The organism is Pseudomonas sp. FP2300 (assembly GCF_030687595.1).
Classification (GTDB): Bacteria; Pseudomonadota; Gammaproteobacteria; order Pseudomonadales; family Pseudomonadaceae; genus Aquipseudomonas; species Aquipseudomonas bijieensis.
The window spans coordinates 5,155,647-5,170,657 of the sequence record NZ_CP117440.1 but is presented as its reverse complement, the minus strand read 5'-3'; the positions used below and the strand labels follow the sequence as shown (position 1 = coordinate 5,170,657).

Genomic DNA, 15,011 nt, shown 5'->3' with positions numbered 1-15,011 from the left:
AAGGTCGAGGCGTGGCGGGGAGTCGCGGGTTGCGATCAGCATTGGGTTATAGGGTGTTCTGGCGGGCCTCATCGCGAGCAGGCTCGCTCCCACATTTGATTGGGGGTGAACCATGGATTTGTATTCACCTCAGGTTCCTTGTGGGAGCGAGCCTGCTCGCGAAAGCGCTGGGTCAGCTTGCATCAATGTTGAATGTGCCACCGCCTTCGCGAGCAAGCCCGCTCCCACACGGGGTCTCAGGCGAACATAAATTTTGTGTTCACCGCAGATCCAGTGTGGGAGCGAGCCTGCTCGCGATGGCGGCTTTACTGACCCAACGCGATATCCACCAACCGATACAACTCCTCGACCGCCAACGGCGCGGTGGCGAAGAGGATGCGAAACACCGTCGGCGCCACTACCACATTGATCAACCGCTCGACGCCAGGGTTCGGCGCATCTGGGTAGCGATCCAGGATGATCTGCAACTGGGTACTGAGGATGCCCACGCAATGCCCCGGGGTGGCGCAGGCCTGGATGTCGCGCATCATGTTGCGACCGGGCTCGGAACTCATTTCGTCCAGGTACTGCTCGGCCCAGGCGCGTAGGTCGCCGCGCAGGCTGCCGGTGTTGACCGGTTCGCTGTCGGGGCGCATGCGGGCGATGGCGACGTCGGCGAGCAGCGCCGGCAAATCGCCCCAGCGCCGATAGATGGTGGACGGCGTCACCCCGGCGCGCGCGGCGATTTGCGGCACGGTCAGGGTGGCGCGGTCCTGCTCTTGCAGCAGGGCGCGGACCGCCGAGTGAATCGATTCCTGGACCCGGGCGCTTCGACCGCCGGGGCGTAAACCTTCTTTAATAGCCATGTGTCAGACCTTAACACAAAGAATTTGCTTTAAGCGCACGCCAGTAGCACACTCCGCAAAAGCAAAAAATTAGCTTTTGCGAATGTTCTTGTGGAGCGTGCCCATGTCCCGTCCAGCTTCGACCCGCGCCAGCCTGATCTTCCTGGCGATCACCTTGCTCGGTTTTCTCGCCGCGTCCAGCGCGCCGACGCCGTTGTATCACCTCTATCAGGAACAGTTGCAATTTTCCCCGGCGATCCTGACGCTGATTTTCGGTGTCTACGCATTCAGTTTGTTGGCGGCCTTGCTGACCGTGGGCTCGCTGTCGGATTACCTGGGGCGCAAGCCGGTGATCTTCGTGGCGCTGTTGCTCAATATGCTGGCGATGTTGCTGTTCATCAATGCGGACAGTGTCGCCTGGCTGATCGGCGCCCGCTTGATCCAGGGCTTCGCCACGGGCATGGCCACCAGCGTGCTGGGCGCTGCGTTGCTGGACTTCGACCGCCGACAAGGCCCGCTGATTACCAGCGTCGCGCCCTTGTTGGGCATGGCGTGCGGGGCGTTGGGCTGCGGCCTGTTGGCGGAGTTCGCGCCGCTGCCGCTGCAACTGACTTACTGGATTCTGCTGGGGCTGTTCCTGATTCAGGCCCTTTATATCTGGCGTCTGGCGGAGAGCGTCAGCCCGCAACCCGGTGCCTGGCAGTCGCTGCGTCCGACCTTGCATGTGCCGGTCCAGGCGCGGCGGGCCTTGTGGCTGATACTGCCGCTGAACCTGGCGGCCTGGGCGGTGGGCGGTTTCTATTTGTCCTTGGCGCCTTCCCTGGTGCGGGCCGCGACCGGGTCGACATCCAACCTGATCGGCGGTGCACTGGTGGCGGTGTTGACGCTCACCGGCGCGTTGTCCATCTACACGCTGCGCAACCAGGAAGCCGACAAGATGCTGCGCCTGTCCGCCAGCCTGTTGGTGATAGGCCTGGCGCTGGTACTGATCGCGGTACACGGCGGCAGCTTGCCGTTGTTCTTCATTGGCACGCTGGTGACCGGCAGTGGTTTCGGCGCCGGGTTCCTGGGGGCGTTGCGTAGCATCATGCCGCTGGCCTTGCCCCACGAGCGGGCCGGTTTGATGTCGGCGTTTTATGTCCTCAGCTACCTGGCGTTCAGCCTGCCATCGTTGCTGGCCGGGAATCTGACGCGGGTGTTCGGGTTGATCCCGACGACCGATGGTTATGGCGCGGTGCTGATCGTGCTGTCGGCCGCTGCGTTGCTGGGGTTATCGCGTCAGTCGGTAAAGCCGGCAGGCGAGGGTGTTCGGCCTTGAAGCCGTGAGTGCAGGCGCCGCTGGCAGTGGGTTAGTCTTGGCGTCTCAGCATTTTTCCGGGCGATCCCTTTGAAAATTATCCGCAGCAAATCCTTCACCGGCGAGCGCGCCTGGGCAGCGCTGGATATCGCCAACATGAACAGCATCACCACGCGCCTGCACTGGACCGATCAGCCGTACAAATGGCACATCAATGACGGTCAGGAAGTCTTCGTGGTGCTCGATGGGCAAGTGCAGATGTGCTATCGGGAGGGTGGTATAGAAAAAGATACCGTGCTGGACGCCGGGGATATTTTCTACGCGTCAGTGGGCACCGAGCACGTCGCCAAGCCGCTGGGAGAGGCGCGAATCCTGGTGATCGAGACCGAGGGCAGTGTTTGAGTGTTATCTGTAAAACAGATAACACATACAGAAATTACCCGTTATATAGATATTCGATTCGGCTCTAGCATGGCTCCACCTCATCCGAGGACAGGAGTTCGCCATGACATGTTGCACCGCCAAGCGCCGGTTTCGTCCCTTGAGCCATTTGCCCAGGCCGCTGGAGGCCATTCGCCAATTCACACCCAACTGGTTCGCCGTGGTCATGGGTACCGGTGTGCTCGCGTTGGCCTTGGCGCAGTGGCCCGGAAATGTATCGGGCCTGCGCCTGTTGGGTGAAGGTTTGTGGTTGTTCAATATCCTGTTGTTCGTGGTGTTCACCGGTTTGTATGCGGCCCGTTGGGTGTTGTTCTTCGACGAGGCGCGACGGGTTTTCGGCCACTCAACGGTTTCGATGTTTTTCGGCACCATTCCCATGGGGCTGGCGACGATCATCAATGGCTTTCTGGTATTTGGGCTGCCGCGTTGGGGCGACGGTGTGCTGCCGTTGGCCGAGGCGTTATGGTGGCTCGACGTGGCCATGTCCGTGGCCTGCGGTGTGCTGATTCCGTTCCTGATGTTTACCCGCCAGGAACACCGCATCGACCAGATGACCGCCGTGTGGCTGTTGCCAGTGGTGGCCGCCGAAGTCGCCGCCGCCAGCGGTGGGCTGTTGGCCCCGCACCTGGCCGATACTCATGGGCAACTGGTCATGTTGGTGACCAGCTACGTGCTCTGGGCCTTTTCCCTACCGGTAGCATTCAGCATTCTGACGATCTTGCTGTTGCGCATGGCCCTGCACAAACTGCCCCACGAAAACATGGCCGCCTCGAGTTGGCTGGCCCTAGGCCCGATTGGCACCGGCGCCCTGGGCATGTTGCTGTTAGGCAGCGACGCTCCGCTGATTTTTGCCGCCAATGGCTTTCCCGGCGTGGGCGAAATTGCCGCCGGGCTAGGCTTGGTGGCTGGCATTACGCTGTGGGGCCTGGGGTTGTGGTGGATGTTGATGGCGCTGTTGATTACTGCGCGTTATCTACGGACCGGCATTCCCTTCAACCTTGGCTGGTGGGGCTTTACCTTTCCCTTGGGTGTGTATGCGCTGACCACGCTGAAGCTGGCGGACTTGCTCGGCCTGGAATTTTTCCGCGTGTTCGGTTGCGTGCTGGTGGTGATGCTGGTGGTGATGTGGCTAATCGTTGGGCGGCGTACGGTCTTGGGCGCCTGGCACGGCGAGTTGTTTGTATCGCCGTGCATTGCGGGGCTGGCGAAATAATCGCTAAAGACAGGTAATGTGTGGCCTGGATCGAAAAACGTTCATTCCAATAAGCGTCCACGCCACTCAGGAACATGGAAGATGAGTCACCCTTCGCAGTTCACCTTGCTTCGCACGCGGCGTTTCCTGCCGTTCTTCATCACGCAGTCCTTGGGCGCGTTCAACGACAACATTTTCAAGCAGTCGTTGATTCTCGCCATCCTCTACAAGTTGACCATCGACGGCGACCGTTCGATCTGGGTCAACCTCTGCGCATTGCTGTTCATCCTGCCGTTCTTTCTGTTCTCGGCGCTGGCGGGGCAGTTCGGGGAAAAATTCGCCAAGGACGCATTGATTCGTCTGATCAAGCTCGGCGAAATCGTCATCATGGCGGTGGGCGCGGTGGGTTTTCTGTTCGACCATTTGTCGTTGATGCTGGTGGCGCTGTTTGCCATGGGCACGCATTCGGCGCTGTTCGGCCCGGTGAAATATTCGATCCTGCCGCAGGCCTTGCGCGAGGATGAACTGGTCGGCGGCAACGGCCTGGTGGAGATGGGCACGTTCCTGGCGATCCTCGCGGGCACCATCGGCGCGGGGATCATGATGTCCTCGGCACATTACGCTCCCGTGGTGTCCGCCGCGATCGTCGGCATCGCCGTGCTCGGTTATCTGGCCAGTCGCGGTATTCCGCGCGCGGCGGCGGCTTCGCCGCAAATGCGCCTGAACTGGAACATCTTCAGCCAATCCTGGGCCACCCTGAAACTGGGCTTGGGACAGACCCCTGCGGTATCCCGTTCGATTGTCGGCAACTCCTGGTTCTGGTTCGTCGGCGCGATCTACCTGACGCAGATTCCGGCCTACGCCAAAGAGTGGATGCACGGTGATGAAACCGTGGTGACCTTGATCCTGACCGTGTTTTCGGTGGGGATCGCCTTGGGTTCGATGCTCTGCGAGAAGCTTTCCGGGCGCAAAGTCGAGATCGGCCTGGTGCCGTTCGGCTCATTCGGGCTGACGGTGTTCGGCCTGTTGTTGTGGTGGCACTCCGGCGGGATTCCCGACAGCGTCGAGGGCCACGGCTGGCTTGAAGTGCTCGGCTTCGGTCACGCCTGGCTGGTGTTGATCGACATCCTTGGACTGGGTGTCTTCGGTGGTTTCTACATCGTGCCGCTGTATGCGCTGATCCAGTCGCGCACCGTCGAGAACGAGCGGGCGCGGGTGATTGCCGCCAACAACATTCTCAACGCGTTGTTCATGGTGATCTCGGCCATCGTCTCCATCGTGTTGCTGAGCCTGGCGAAGTTGTCGATCCCCCAGTTGTTCCTGGTGGTGTCGTTGCTCAACATCGGCGTCAACGCCTACATCTTCAAGATCGTCCCCGAGTTCAGCATGCGCTTCATGATCTGGCTGCTGAGCCATTCCATGTACCGTGTGGAACATCGCAACCTGGAGGCGATTCCCGATGAAGGCGCTGCGTTGCTGGTCTGCAACCACGTGTCCTTCGTCGATGCCTTGCTGATTGGTGGTGCAGTGCGTCGGCCGATTCGTTTCGTGATGTACTACAAGATCTACAACCTGCCGGTGTTGAATTTCATCTTCCGCACAGCCGGGACGATTCCGATTGCCGGGCGTCAGGAAGACATTCATATCTACGAAAAAGCCTTCAAGCGAATCGCCCAATACCTGAAGGACGGTGAGTTGGTCTGTATTTTCCCTGAAGGAAAATTGACCGGTGACGGTGAGATCAATGAGTTCAAGAGCGGACTGACACGCATCCTCCAGGAAACCCCGGTGCCGGTGATCCCCCTGGCGCTGCAGGGCTTGTGGGGCAGTTTCTTCAGTCGCGACCCGGCCAAGGGGCTGTTTCGCCGGTTCTGGTCGCGGGTGACGTTGGTGGCGGGTTCGGCAGTAGCCGTTGAAGAGGCGGAACCGGCGAAACTGCAGGCGATGGTGGGGCAATTGCGCGGGACTGTCCGCTAGGACGAAAGGCTGGAGGAGAAGGCCTGTGGGAGCAAGCTTTGCTCCCACAGGTTTTTGCTCCAGAAGGAGAACTCAGGCGCTGACCTTGAGGCCGATCAACCCGGCAATGATCAACGCCACGCTGGCCAGGCGAACCAGCGCCATCGACTCACCAAACAAAATGATCCCGGCGATCACCGTACCCACGGCACCGACCCCGGTCCAGATCGCATAGGCCGTACCCAATGGCAATTCCTTCATCGCCAGGCCCAGTAGGCCGAGGCTGATCGCCATGGCGGTGATTGTCAGTGCAGTGGGAAGAGGGCGGCTGAAACCGTCGGTGTACTTCAGGCCGACCGCCCAGCCGACTTCGAACAGGCCGGCAAAAAACAGAATGATCCAGGACATCACATACCTCCATCGATGGATGGGGTCGTCCCCGGATTAGGCACTCGATCGGGAGCCTGATCGAGTGGCGGGGTCGTCCCCGCGCTGGATGGATAGTGCCAATTACTGACCACTCGATCAAGTCTGCTTCAGTCGGCTGTCTGCCGGGCGGCGAGGGTTTCGCGGTCCTGTTTTTCACTCATGCGTCGGAAATACGTCGAGAGCAGCGCCCCGGAAATATTGTGCCAGACGCTGAACAGCGCGCTGGGTACCGCCGCCAGCGGCGAAAAGTGTGCACTGGCCAACGCCGCGCCGAGGCCGGAGTTCTGCATGCCCACTTCCAGGGCCAGGGATTTACGTTGGGCCAGCGGCAGCTTGAACAAGTGCCCGGTGAAATAACCGAGCAAAAAGCCGAAGCTGTTGTGCAGCATTACCACGGCCATGATCAGCAGGCCCGATTCGGCAATTTTCGCCTGGCTGGCGGCCACTACGGCGGTGACGATGATGACGATGCTCACCACCGACACCAGCGGCAACACCTCCACCGCATGCCGTACCTTGTCCCCTAGCAGCCGTTGCGCCACCACGCCCAATACGATCGGCAGCAGCACCACTTGCAGGATCGACCAGAACAGCTCCATGAACGACACCGGCAACCAGGCCGAGGCCAGCAACCAGATCAGCGCCGGGGTCAGCAGTGGAGCGAGCAGGGTGGTGACGGCGGCGATGGCCACCGACAGAGCCAAGTCACCCCGAGCCAGCCAGGTCATGACATTCGACGAGGTGCCGCTTGGGCAGCAGCCCACGAGAATGACGCCGACGGCGATTTCCGGCGGCAGGTGGAACACCTGGCAGAGCAACCACGCCACACCGGGCATGATCACGAAATGCGCGACGACGCCCAGGGCCACGCGCCAGGGATGACGTGCGACTTCGGCGAAGTCATCGAGCTTGAGGGTCAGGCCCATGCCGAACATCACCAGCCCGAGCAGCGGCACGATGGCGCTTTTCAGACCAATGAACCAGGCCGGCTGCACAAACGCCACGACGGCGAAAATCAGTACCCAGTAAGCGAAGGTATTGCCGACGAAGCGACTCAATGCAGCCAATGCGCGCATGACCTGATCCTTATTATTTAAGTAGCACCACAAAACCAATGTGGGAGCGGGCTTGCTCGCGAAGGCGGTGTGCCAGCCGGCATATTTGTTAGCTGACACACCGCCTTCGCGAGCAAGCCCGCTCCCACACTAGAGCTCAACAGCCTTTAGATCCCCTGCGGAATCTCTTCCCCACCCAACGCCTCAACCAGCGCCGGCAGGAACTCGCCGAACGTCAGCATCATCAGGGTGAAACTGGCGTCCAGTTGGCCAAGGGCCTCGTCGCCACCGTCCTGCTCCGCCTGGTCTTGCAGCAGGTCTTCGAACTTCAGGCGCTTGACCACCATTTTGTCGTCGAGCACGAAGGACAGCTTGTCCTGCCAGGCCAGCGACAGTTGTGTCACCACTTTGCCGGTGTTCAAGTGCAGCTGGATTTCGTCGCTGGTCAGGTCCTGGCGCTTGCAGCGCACGATGCCACCGTCTTCGTGGGTGTCGCGCAGTTCGCATTCATCCAGCACGAAGAAATCATCTGCGGCTTTCTGGGTCTTGACCCAGTCGGTCATGGTCGCGGTGGGGGCCATCTTGACCGTCAGCGGGCGGACCGGCAGCGAGCCGATGACTTCGCGCAGGGTCGAGAGCAGGTCTTCGGCGCGTTTCGGGCTGGCCGAGTTCACCAGGATCAGGCCCTGTTTCGGCGCGATGGCGGCGAAGGTGGACGAGCGACGGATGAACGCACGCGGCAGGAACGCCTGGATGATTTCATCCTTGAGCTGGTCCCGTTCCTTTTTATAGACCTTGCGCATTTGCTCGGCTTCGATCTCTTCGACCTTTTCCTTCAAGGCATCGCGTACGACGCTGCCTGGCAAGATGCGTTCTTCCTTGCGCGCGGCGATCAGCAGGAAATCCTGGCTGACGTGCACCAGCGGCGCGTCTTCGCCTTTGCCAAACGGCGCGACGAAACCGTAAGTGGTCAACTCCTGGCTTGCACATGGACGCGCCAGTTTGCTGGCCAGTGCAGTTTCCAACGCCTCGGCATCAAAAGGCAGATCTTGGGTCAGGCGATAGATAAGCAGGTTTTTGAACCACATGGGGTGAGTCTCTCCTTTATACAAAGGGGGGCATTATTCTCTTCGCGGCGCCATAGGCCAACCCTTCGCTAAGCCTTTGGAAGGCCTGAAAAAATTAATTTAAAAAGTGCTTGCCAGCTTAAAGAGTGCTCCGTAGAATGCGCGCCACACCGAAAGCGAAGGGTGATTAGCTCAGCTGGGAGAGCGTCTGCCTTACAAGCAGAATGTCGGCGGTTCGATCCCGTCATCACCCACCATTCGTTCAACGTGTTACGCGCAGCGGTAGTTCAGTCGGTTAGAATACCGGCCTGTCACGCCGGGGGTCGCGGGTTCGAGTCCCGTCCGCTGCGCCATATTCGGTTATCTGGAACACTGAACGCCAGGTCACCACAGAAAGCCCGCTAACGCGGGCTTTTTGCTGTTTGCAGTTCCTGCGGTGTGCGTTGCTCATGTTTTTTGCTGAATTTGCTAATTAAATCAGCATGTTACAAAAAAATGTGAGAGAATGCGCCCCGCATCGAAAGTGAAGGGTGATTAGCTCAGCTGGGAGAGCGTCTGCCTTACAAGCAGAATGTCGGCGGTTCGATCCCGTCATCACCCACCAAACTTTCAATGTTACGCGCAGCGGTAGTTCAGTCGGTTAGAATACCGGCCTGTCACGCCGGGGGTCGCGGGTTCGAGTCCCGTCCGCTGCGCCATATTCGGTCACCTGGAACGCTGAACGCCAGGTACCCACAAAAAGCCCGCTCATTGAGCGGGCTTTTTGCTGTCTGGCATTTGCCTGCCTCTATTGCTCAGCGTTACGGCTGTGACGGTAATCGCTGACTGCCTCATACACCGCTTTACGCAAGCGGTTGATACCGCCAATGGGGCGATGGGCCTCGATGCCGAACCAGGGGTTGAACGACTGGTTGTCGCAGGCCAGGTTCAGCTTGGGTGTGTCGAAATCCTGGGCCGGCACCTTGATGTGGGCCACGGTCTCGAACGGTGCGTCACTTTCCTGCCATTCAATACTGGTGTCTTCGATCGGCATGTACTTGCTCGGATCCTGGCGCTGGATCTGCAAGACAAAACATGCCGGCACCCGGTCTGTGGATAACTGCTGGTTCAGCGCGCTACGCAAGAAATTCGGCAGGTCCTGGTTTTGTGCGGGCAGCGTATAGGCCGGGCAGCTATCCGGGTCCGGTGCTACGCGAAACTTGGCATTGGCCTCACCAAACTTGTAGGGCGACACCGAGAAGTAAGTGGTCTGGGTCGGGCTGGCCGGAGGCGGCGAGAGTGTCGCCAGGGCGATGAACAGATGGCGGATCTGCCAGGTGCGCGGGTCCAGGCTCGGAAAGAAAGCCATCGCCTTCTTCCCGTCAGCCTGGGCGGCCACATTCTGGCGATATTCAGCGACGTCACTGACGAAGAAGTTCGGATGATTGAACATCACGAAGTCCTGCTCGCCGTGTGATTGCCGATCCGCCAGCAGCTGTTTGCCGGGCACATCCAGCAGCTTGATCGCCATCCCACGGGCATCGCGCAGGCTGTCGAACTGCGGATAGGCGTTGCCGTTGGACAGGCGAATCGTCGCTTGCCAGGTCTTCCCCGGTTCGGCAAAGACTCCCTGGCGCAAGGGGGCCGGCAGGTCGTTCGGCACCTGGACTTCGGCCATGACACAGCCGTGGGCCTTGGCATGGGCGTCACGCAGGTAGCGCGTGCCTTCACGGTGCTGGTCGACGATGCGAATAGCGGTCTGAATGATGTCCTGGGTCATGGCGGTTTCGCCGGGTGCAATCTGCTCCTTGTCCGAGACCGGCCCGCGGTGTTGCCAGGCGAACCAGGCCGAGGACAAGGCCCAGCAGAGCAACCCGATGCCCAGCAGCCACAGGAGCGTCTTGCCCAAAAAGGCGCCGAGGCGCAGCCAGAGGGTGATCAACATGCCAACATCCTTTTACCTGTGGGGTTCATCATTACAGTTGCGACTCCAACGGCCCGCCCAGCACCTTCAAATACTCCAGCAAGGCCCAGCGTTCCTGCGGTTGCAGCAAGCGGCCAATGACGCCATTGCCTCGCTCGCCCGCGCGGAATTCATGGCCGCTGTTGTGATTGCCGGTAATCCGGGTATCGAAGAGGAAACCGTTGGTAAAGGCTTCGGTGCGATAGCCCAGGTGGCGTGGGTCGTATTCGAAGTTGCCTTTATAGAAAGTGATTGCGCGTTCGTCCTGAGGCGACAGCAATTGATAGATCGTCGGCACCGAGCCGTTGTGCAGGAACGGTGGCGTGGCCCAGACACCCGCCAACGGCCGGGCCTTGTAGGCGCGCAATTCGCGTACACCGATGGGCAGGCCGAAACCGTCCAGGGCCGGGCGCTCGGCGGGGGTGACGCCGGCATCGCGGTAGGCGCGGTTTTCCACGAATGCCGTGACGTAGGCCAGGCCTTTGGCGACCGAGAGTTGGCTCAGGTCCAGTGGCTCCGTCGGGGTCGGGTGCAGTTGCACTTCCAGCTTCGCCAGCTCGGCCGGATCCCATTGCAGGCTGGTCAGGTCGAAGCGGTGGTCAGCGATGTTGTTGGCGGTGCCCGGGTCGGTGCCGATCACCTGTATCGGCAGCATATGCAGTTGTTGCACCGGCCTGTCGGGGCCCTGGACCACTTTGGGCACATGGCAGCCGGCGCAGTTTTCGCTGAACAGGGCCCGGCCCTTGGCCGCCAACGGTTTATCGATCGCACCCAGCAGCGCTTCCGGCCACACCGGGGGCTTGAGCAGTTGCAGGGTTTCCTCGATCTTGTTCAAGTCGCGCACACGCACGCTGGAGGGGTAGCGCGCATCGCCTTGCAGTGGTTTGCCTTGGGCGTCGAAGAAACTCAGCGTGGCGCCAACCCCCAGCGCTTCACCGACGTTGCGGGCCATCGGTTGCTGGGCTGATCCGTTCCACTGCACCCAGTCGAACGTCCATATGTCCCATAGTTGCGGGTAATCCACCGGTGCGTTGGCGACCCGGTAGTTCTCTGCCGAAATGGCATCGCCGAAGCTGGCATTGGCGATGCGGCCGAAGGCGTCGGTACGGCCCGGGCCCTCTTCGGTGGGGTAGAGGCCGCGATGGGTATCGTTCCAGGCCACCCGCAGGAACGTGTCCAGGGAGACCTTGAACGCCTTGCGCAATTCCTCGTGGCGGGCATCGTAGTCCTTGCCCAGCACCTGGCGGGCGAAGCGCTCGAATTTCCATGGGTTGTAGTAGGTAGATGCCAGACTGGCGACCAATGCCTGTCCGAAACTGCCACCGCGTAATGTAGGAACACTGGAAGGCAGCACATGCTGAGCCGAGCCGCCATCGATCCGTATCGCCTGGCCTTTGAAGCGCAATTCGCCGCTATGACACGCCGCGCAGGTGATATCCAGGAACTGCTCGCTGCTGCCCGGATTCTGGTGCCGTGCAAACCCTACCGGCAAATTGCCGGGATTGTCAGGCGAGGCTTTCTGCGCCGGATCGACCAGGAAGCCAAAGCGCGCCAGGTACTCGGGCGAAGCGAAGCGTTGTTGCGAGAATGGCAATTCGAGGGCGGTGAACCAGTCGTAGCGCAGGCCTTTGACCTGGGTGCCCTGGGGGGTGAAGTAATACGTCTGGCGCTCGGCGGCGCTCCATTGATCCAGGTAATGCACCTGTTCGACGGGCGTATAGAACGGCAAGCGAGGATTGGCGACGTAATAAAGCACCACGGCCACGACGACGATCAGCAGCGCGAGAAGCAGCAAGAGAATGCGAGAGAGAAGGCGCACGGTAACGTCCTTGTTTTTTTGATATGTCCTTATGCCTCAGTGCCGCGCGGCGGGCAAGTGGCCATTACCCCTGGCCTGTAGGGGAGCGGCAATTTGTCCCTGTACGTCGCAGATGACAGATGCTTCATTCGTACAGGGTTAAAAAGCGTTTGCAGGCCTGAACTTATCGTTACTTTGCGGCTCACATGCCGGTAGCCATTGGTCGTGGCCGCCTGATAAGCTCGCGGCTTTATTCGATTGCCCTTTAGGCGCATGAACAAGGAAATAGCATGAAACAGCATCGGTTGGCGGCGGCGGTGGCCCTGGTTGGCCTGGTACTCGCGGGTTGCGACTCGCAGACCAGCGTAGAGCTGAAGACCCCGGCGCAGAAAGCTTCCTACGGTATTGGCCTGAACATGGGCAAGAGCCTGGCTCAGGAAGGTATGGACGACCTGGACTCCAAAGCGGTCGCCCAGGGCATCGAAGATGCCGTCGGCAAGAAAGAACAGAAGCTCAAGGACGAAGAACTGGTCGAAGCCTTTGCCGCACTGCAAAAGCGTGCCGAAGAGCGCATGGCCAAGATGAGCGAAGAGTCGGCTGCTGCCGGCAAGAAGTTCCTTGAAGAAAACGGCAAGAAAGCCGGTGTCACCACCACCGCTTCCGGCCTGCAGTACGAAGTGGTCAAGAAAGCCGACGGTCCACAGCCTAAGCCGACTGACGTCGTGACTGTTCACTACACCGGCAAGCTGACCAACGGCACCGTATTCGACAGCTCCGTTGAACGTGGCAGCCCGATTGACCTGCCGGTCAGCGGCGTGATCCCGGGTTGGGTCGAAGGCCTGCAACTGATGCACGTCGGCGAGAAGTACAAGCTGTACATCCCGAGCGACCTGGCCTACGGCGCCCAGAGCCCGAGCCCGGCTATTCCGGCCAATTCGGTCCTGGTGTTCGACCTGGAACTGCTGGCGATCAAGGATCCGGCAAAAGAAGACGCAGCCAAGTAATCGCGTCTGCTATAACGACAACGCCTCGCTTATGCGGGGCGTTGTCGCATCTGGGCTGCGGCAAATGGCAAAAAAACCGAACGCACGATGCAGGCTGCAGTCATAGGCAATACAGGCGCTGGGCTAGACGCAGTCAGCCGGTCAAGTCAATGAAATATTGGGTTTTTTTATGTGAGTAAAAAACGCCCGATCTAAGCCGGGGCCTTATGAAACGGGGGCTTCAGCGCGGAAATGCAGCTCTGTTCACAAGGTTATCCACAATTTGTGTGGATAACATTTCAGTGGGAGAAAAAATGAAGGCCCCGTGGAATTTTGCGCGATTTCTGCCCTTGGCAGGCCGCCTGCTGGCCCGCGGTCGATTGCCGACATTGCTGTTTGCCGTCGCCAGCAAAGGTGCCCGGGAGGGCGGGCGGTTGGGCAAACTCAAGGAGGACCTGCGTCTGCTGCAGGCCCTGTGCCTGGCCTACTGGCGGGGCGAATACCGCGCTGTCAGTGCCAAGTCGATGTTGTCGGTGGTGGCAGGGCTCATGTACTTCCTCAGTCCTCTGGACGCGATTCCGGATATCTTGCCGATGTTTGGCATGTTCGACGATATCGCGGTGCTGGCATGGGTCATGAAAACCCTCGACGTTGAACTCGAGGCTTTCCGCGCCTGGCGCTATCGACAATCCCCCGAGAAGCTGGCCCAGGTCGAAAGGCTTCCCGATACCCCGGAACAACTCCAAAGCCAGAAAAAGACCTGATTCGCTAGCAATTGCCCCTGAGAATTCATCGCACCGCGACCTTAGCCGGTATTAGGATTACACTTCCAAGGAAAAAGGCTGACTCGCTAAGTGTTGTTGTCCTACGGGGTAGACATGGATATTCAAATAATCACACGTGACGGAGAGCCCGAGTACGCGGTTTTGCCGTGGGATCAGTACCAGTCTTTGTTGAAGGCAGCAGGCATCGATCAAGCACCGCCGCGCGAGGCGACAGTCCGTCACGCGGCGGCACCCGGCCAGGTTCTCCCTGGCCTGGATCAATTACGCAGTTTGCGCGAAGGGAAGGGCATCGCCATTGAGGCGTTGGCCCGCACGGTAGGTATCAGCCCGTCTTATCTGGCCTTGATCGAGAGCGGCGAGCGTCAGCCCGATGCCGCGATTCGGCGCAGTCTGGCCTGGGAGTTGACGGTGCCGGGTTGGAGGGAAGAATCGTGAGCGTACGCATCAGTCGGCAGCATTGGGATGGGTTGTTGGGTGAATTGGACCAGGCGCGTCGCCAGCGCCATTTGTTGACTTACCGAGCGTTGCTGGAGCGCTTGCAACTGCCCAGCCCGGCCATGCAGACCTTGACTGCGGCCCTTGAACACCTGGCTGCGCTGGACGCCCGGGCGGAACAGCCGTTGCGCAGTTCATTGGTGATCAGCCAGGGCGCCAGTCGTTTGCCGCGAACCGGGTTCTTTGAGTGCGTTGAGCGCCTGGGTCGCTTTTCCGGGCCTTCCGATGGCGTGGCCGCAGCCTCCTGGCACGCTTCGGAAGTGGTTCGGGTTTTTGAATACGAGTACCCCGAGTCGGCGGAGGCCTGAATGCTCTGGCGACTCAAGGCGCGGGGCGGTTACTGGCTGGCGCGTCGGTTGTTTCATTGGTCCTGGTTCGTCCGCCAGCCGCGTGGCTGGGCCTGGCTCGAGGGCCAGTTTTCCCGCATGGCGAACCTGGGCGACGTCGGTGCGCAAAGCTTCTATGGGCACATCCTCACGTTTCGCGGCCAAGGGCTGGGTGCCCGTGAAGAAGGGATTCGCCTGCTGCGGCTGGCGGCATTGGCTGGGGATGGCAAGGCGGCCTACCAGGTTGGCGTGATCAGCCTGGCCGGTACAGCCAGCAAGACGCCAGACCCGGTTGAAGCGGCACGTTGGTGGACCTTGGCGGCGAAAGCCGGGCATCCATTGGCCGAGATCAAGCTCAAATCACTTGAAGATCAGGATCTCTAGAGTTATCCACAGGCTATTCGTGTGCAAATCAGACTAA

General features: G+C 60.1%; 15 protein-coding genes and 4 tRNA genes. 13 read left to right on the top strand and 6 right to left on the bottom strand.

Annotated elements, in window-relative coordinates; translation table 11 throughout:
- Positions 1–305 precede the first annotated feature (305 nt).
- Complete coding sequence (locus PSH86_RS22865; RefSeq protein WP_109754002.1) at positions 306–845, bottom strand: TetR/AcrR family transcriptional regulator; 540 nt, start codon at positions 843–845, stop codon at positions 306–308.
- Between the two features lie 103 nt (positions 846–948).
- On the opposite strand from PSH86_RS22865, the gene PSH86_RS22860 reads away from it, so the two are divergent.
- The 4 genes from PSH86_RS22860 (at position 949) to PSH86_RS22845 (ending at position 5,731) form a co-directional block, all read left to right on the top strand.
- Positions 949–2,142 (top strand): MFS transporter, encoded by a 1,194-nt coding sequence (locus tag PSH86_RS22860; RefSeq protein ID WP_305485119.1) that lies wholly within the window; start codon positions 949–951, stop codon positions 2,140–2,142.
- A 69-nt stretch (positions 2,143–2,211) separates the two neighbouring features.
- The gene (locus PSH86_RS22855; RefSeq protein ID WP_305485117.1) at positions 2,212–2,523 is read left to right on the top strand and encodes a cupin domain-containing protein; all 312 of its coding nucleotides are present in this window, start codon (positions 2,212–2,214) and stop codon (positions 2,521–2,523) included.
- A 103-nt stretch (positions 2,524–2,626) separates the two neighbouring features.
- Complete coding sequence (locus PSH86_RS22850) at positions 2,627–3,775, top strand: TDT family transporter (RefSeq protein ID WP_305485115.1); 1,149 nt, start codon at positions 2,627–2,629, stop codon at positions 3,773–3,775.
- A gap of 81 nt (positions 3,776–3,856) precedes the next feature.
- Positions 3,857–5,731: an MFS transporter gene (locus PSH86_RS22845; RefSeq protein WP_163857228.1), complete on the top strand. Its 1,875-nt coding sequence runs from the start codon at positions 3,857–3,859 to the stop codon at positions 5,729–5,731.
- 72 nt (positions 5,732–5,803) lie between these two features.
- Here PSH86_RS22845 and sugE read toward each other — a convergent pair whose 3' ends face one another.
- The 3 genes from sugE to rdgC form a co-directional block, all read right to left on the bottom strand.
- Positions 5,804–6,118 (bottom strand): quaternary ammonium compound efflux SMR transporter SugE, encoded by a 315-nt coding sequence (gene sugE, locus PSH86_RS22840; RefSeq protein WP_249015438.1) that lies wholly within the window; start codon positions 6,116–6,118, stop codon positions 5,804–5,806.
- 128 nt (positions 6,119–6,246) lie between these two features.
- Positions 6,247–7,215 (bottom strand): bile acid:sodium symporter family protein, encoded by a 969-nt coding sequence (locus PSH86_RS22835; RefSeq protein ID WP_305485109.1) that lies wholly within the window; start codon positions 7,213–7,215, stop codon positions 6,247–6,249.
- Positions 7,216–7,361: 146 nt separating this feature from the next.
- Positions 7,362–8,282: a recombination-associated protein RdgC gene (rdgC, locus tag PSH86_RS22830; RefSeq protein WP_014339706.1), complete on the bottom strand. Its 921-nt coding sequence runs from the start codon at positions 8,280–8,282 to the stop codon at positions 7,362–7,364.
- 160 nt (positions 8,283–8,442) lie between these two features.
- Between rdgC and PSH86_RS22825 the strand changes: the two genes are divergently transcribed.
- The 4 genes from PSH86_RS22825 to PSH86_RS22810 all read left to right on the top strand — a co-directional run bounded on the left by PSH86_RS22825 (position 8,443) and on the right by PSH86_RS22810 (position 8,959).
- Positions 8,443–8,518: transfer RNA gene (locus PSH86_RS22825), tRNA-Val, on the top strand.
- A gap of 19 nt (positions 8,519–8,537) precedes the next feature.
- A tRNA-Asp gene (locus PSH86_RS22820) sits at positions 8,538–8,614 on the top strand.
- Positions 8,615–8,789: 175 nt separating this feature from the next.
- Positions 8,790–8,865, top strand: a tRNA-Val gene (locus PSH86_RS22815).
- A gap of 17 nt (positions 8,866–8,882) precedes the next feature.
- Positions 8,883–8,959 (top strand) — tRNA-Asp (locus PSH86_RS22810).
- A gap of 89 nt (positions 8,960–9,048) precedes the next feature.
- Here the strand turns inward: PSH86_RS22810 and PSH86_RS22805 are convergent.
- On the bottom strand, positions 9,049–10,185 hold the full coding sequence (locus PSH86_RS22805) for a catalase family protein (protein ID WP_163857234.1): 1,137 nt from the start codon (positions 10,183–10,185) through the stop codon (positions 9,049–9,051).
- Between the two features lie 31 nt (positions 10,186–10,216).
- Positions 10,217–12,022, bottom strand: coding sequence for a di-heme-cytochrome C peroxidase (locus PSH86_RS22800; RefSeq protein WP_305485104.1), 1,806 nt, complete (start codon positions 12,020–12,022; stop codon positions 10,217–10,219).
- A gap of 269 nt (positions 12,023–12,291) precedes the next feature.
- On the opposite strand from PSH86_RS22800, the gene PSH86_RS22795 reads away from it, so the two are divergent.
- From PSH86_RS22795 to PSH86_RS22775, 5 genes are all read left to right on the top strand, one after another.
- Positions 12,292–13,005, top strand: a complete 714-nt coding sequence (locus tag PSH86_RS22795; protein WP_003204577.1) for an FKBP-type peptidyl-prolyl cis-trans isomerase — start codon at positions 12,292–12,294, stop codon at positions 13,003–13,005.
- A gap of 293 nt (positions 13,006–13,298) precedes the next feature.
- Positions 13,299–13,748, top strand: a complete 450-nt coding sequence (locus PSH86_RS22790; RefSeq protein WP_109754010.1) for a YkvA family protein — start codon at positions 13,299–13,301, stop codon at positions 13,746–13,748.
- Between the two features lie 114 nt (positions 13,749–13,862).
- A complete protein-coding gene (locus PSH86_RS22785; RefSeq protein WP_003204574.1) occupies positions 13,863–14,204 on the top strand; it encodes a helix-turn-helix domain-containing protein in 342 nt (113 codons plus the stop codon).
- The gene (locus tag PSH86_RS22780; RefSeq protein ID WP_003179080.1) at positions 14,201–14,572 is read left to right on the top strand and encodes a hypothetical protein; all 372 of its coding nucleotides are present in this window, start codon (positions 14,201–14,203) and stop codon (positions 14,570–14,572) included. Before PSH86_RS22785 ends, PSH86_RS22780 begins: the two co-directional genes overlap by 4 nt.
- On the top strand, positions 14,573–14,974 hold the full coding sequence (locus PSH86_RS22775) for an SEL1-like repeat protein (RefSeq protein ID WP_109754011.1): 402 nt from the start codon (positions 14,573–14,575) through the stop codon (positions 14,972–14,974). It abuts the gene before it with no gap.
- Positions 14,975–15,011 lie beyond the last annotated feature (37 nt).

Excerpts from the sequence above, each read along its gene's own strand:
- PSH86_RS22865 (WP_109754002.1), bottom strand. The coding sequence starts at position 845 with ATGGCTATTAAAGAAGGTTTACGCCCCGGCGGTCGAAGCGCCCGGGTC.
- PSH86_RS22860 (WP_305485119.1), top strand. The coding sequence starts at position 949 with ATGTCCCGTCCAGCTTCGACCCGCGCCAGCCTGATCTTCCTGGCGATC.
- PSH86_RS22850 (WP_305485115.1), top strand. The coding sequence starts at position 2,627 with ATGACATGTTGCACCGCCAAGCGCCGGTTTCGTCCCTTGAGCCATTTG.
- PSH86_RS22845 (WP_163857228.1), top strand. The coding sequence starts at position 3,857 with ATGAGTCACCCTTCGCAGTTCACCTTGCTTCGCACGCGGCGTTTCCTG.
- sugE (WP_249015438.1), bottom strand. The coding sequence starts at position 6,118 with ATGTCCTGGATCATTCTGTTTTTTGCCGGCCTGTTCGAAGTCGGCTGG.
- PSH86_RS22835 (WP_305485109.1), bottom strand. The coding sequence starts at position 7,215 with ATGCGCGCATTGGCTGCATTGAGTCGCTTCGTCGGCAATACCTTCGCT.
- rdgC (WP_014339706.1), bottom strand. The coding sequence starts at position 8,282 with ATGTGGTTCAAAAACCTGCTTATCTATCGCCTGACCCAAGATCTGCCT.
- PSH86_RS22805 (WP_163857234.1), bottom strand. The coding sequence starts at position 10,185 with ATGTTGATCACCCTCTGGCTGCGCCTCGGCGCCTTTTTGGGCAAGACG.
- PSH86_RS22795 (WP_003204577.1), top strand. The coding sequence starts at position 12,292 with ATGAAACAGCATCGGTTGGCGGCGGCGGTGGCCCTGGTTGGCCTGGTA.
- PSH86_RS22790 (WP_109754010.1), top strand. The coding sequence starts at position 13,299 with ATGAAGGCCCCGTGGAATTTTGCGCGATTTCTGCCCTTGGCAGGCCGC.
- PSH86_RS22785 (WP_003204574.1), top strand. The coding sequence starts at position 13,863 with ATGGATATTCAAATAATCACACGTGACGGAGAGCCCGAGTACGCGGTT.
- PSH86_RS22775 (WP_109754011.1), top strand. The coding sequence starts at position 14,573 with ATGCTCTGGCGACTCAAGGCGCGGGGCGGTTACTGGCTGGCGCGTCGG.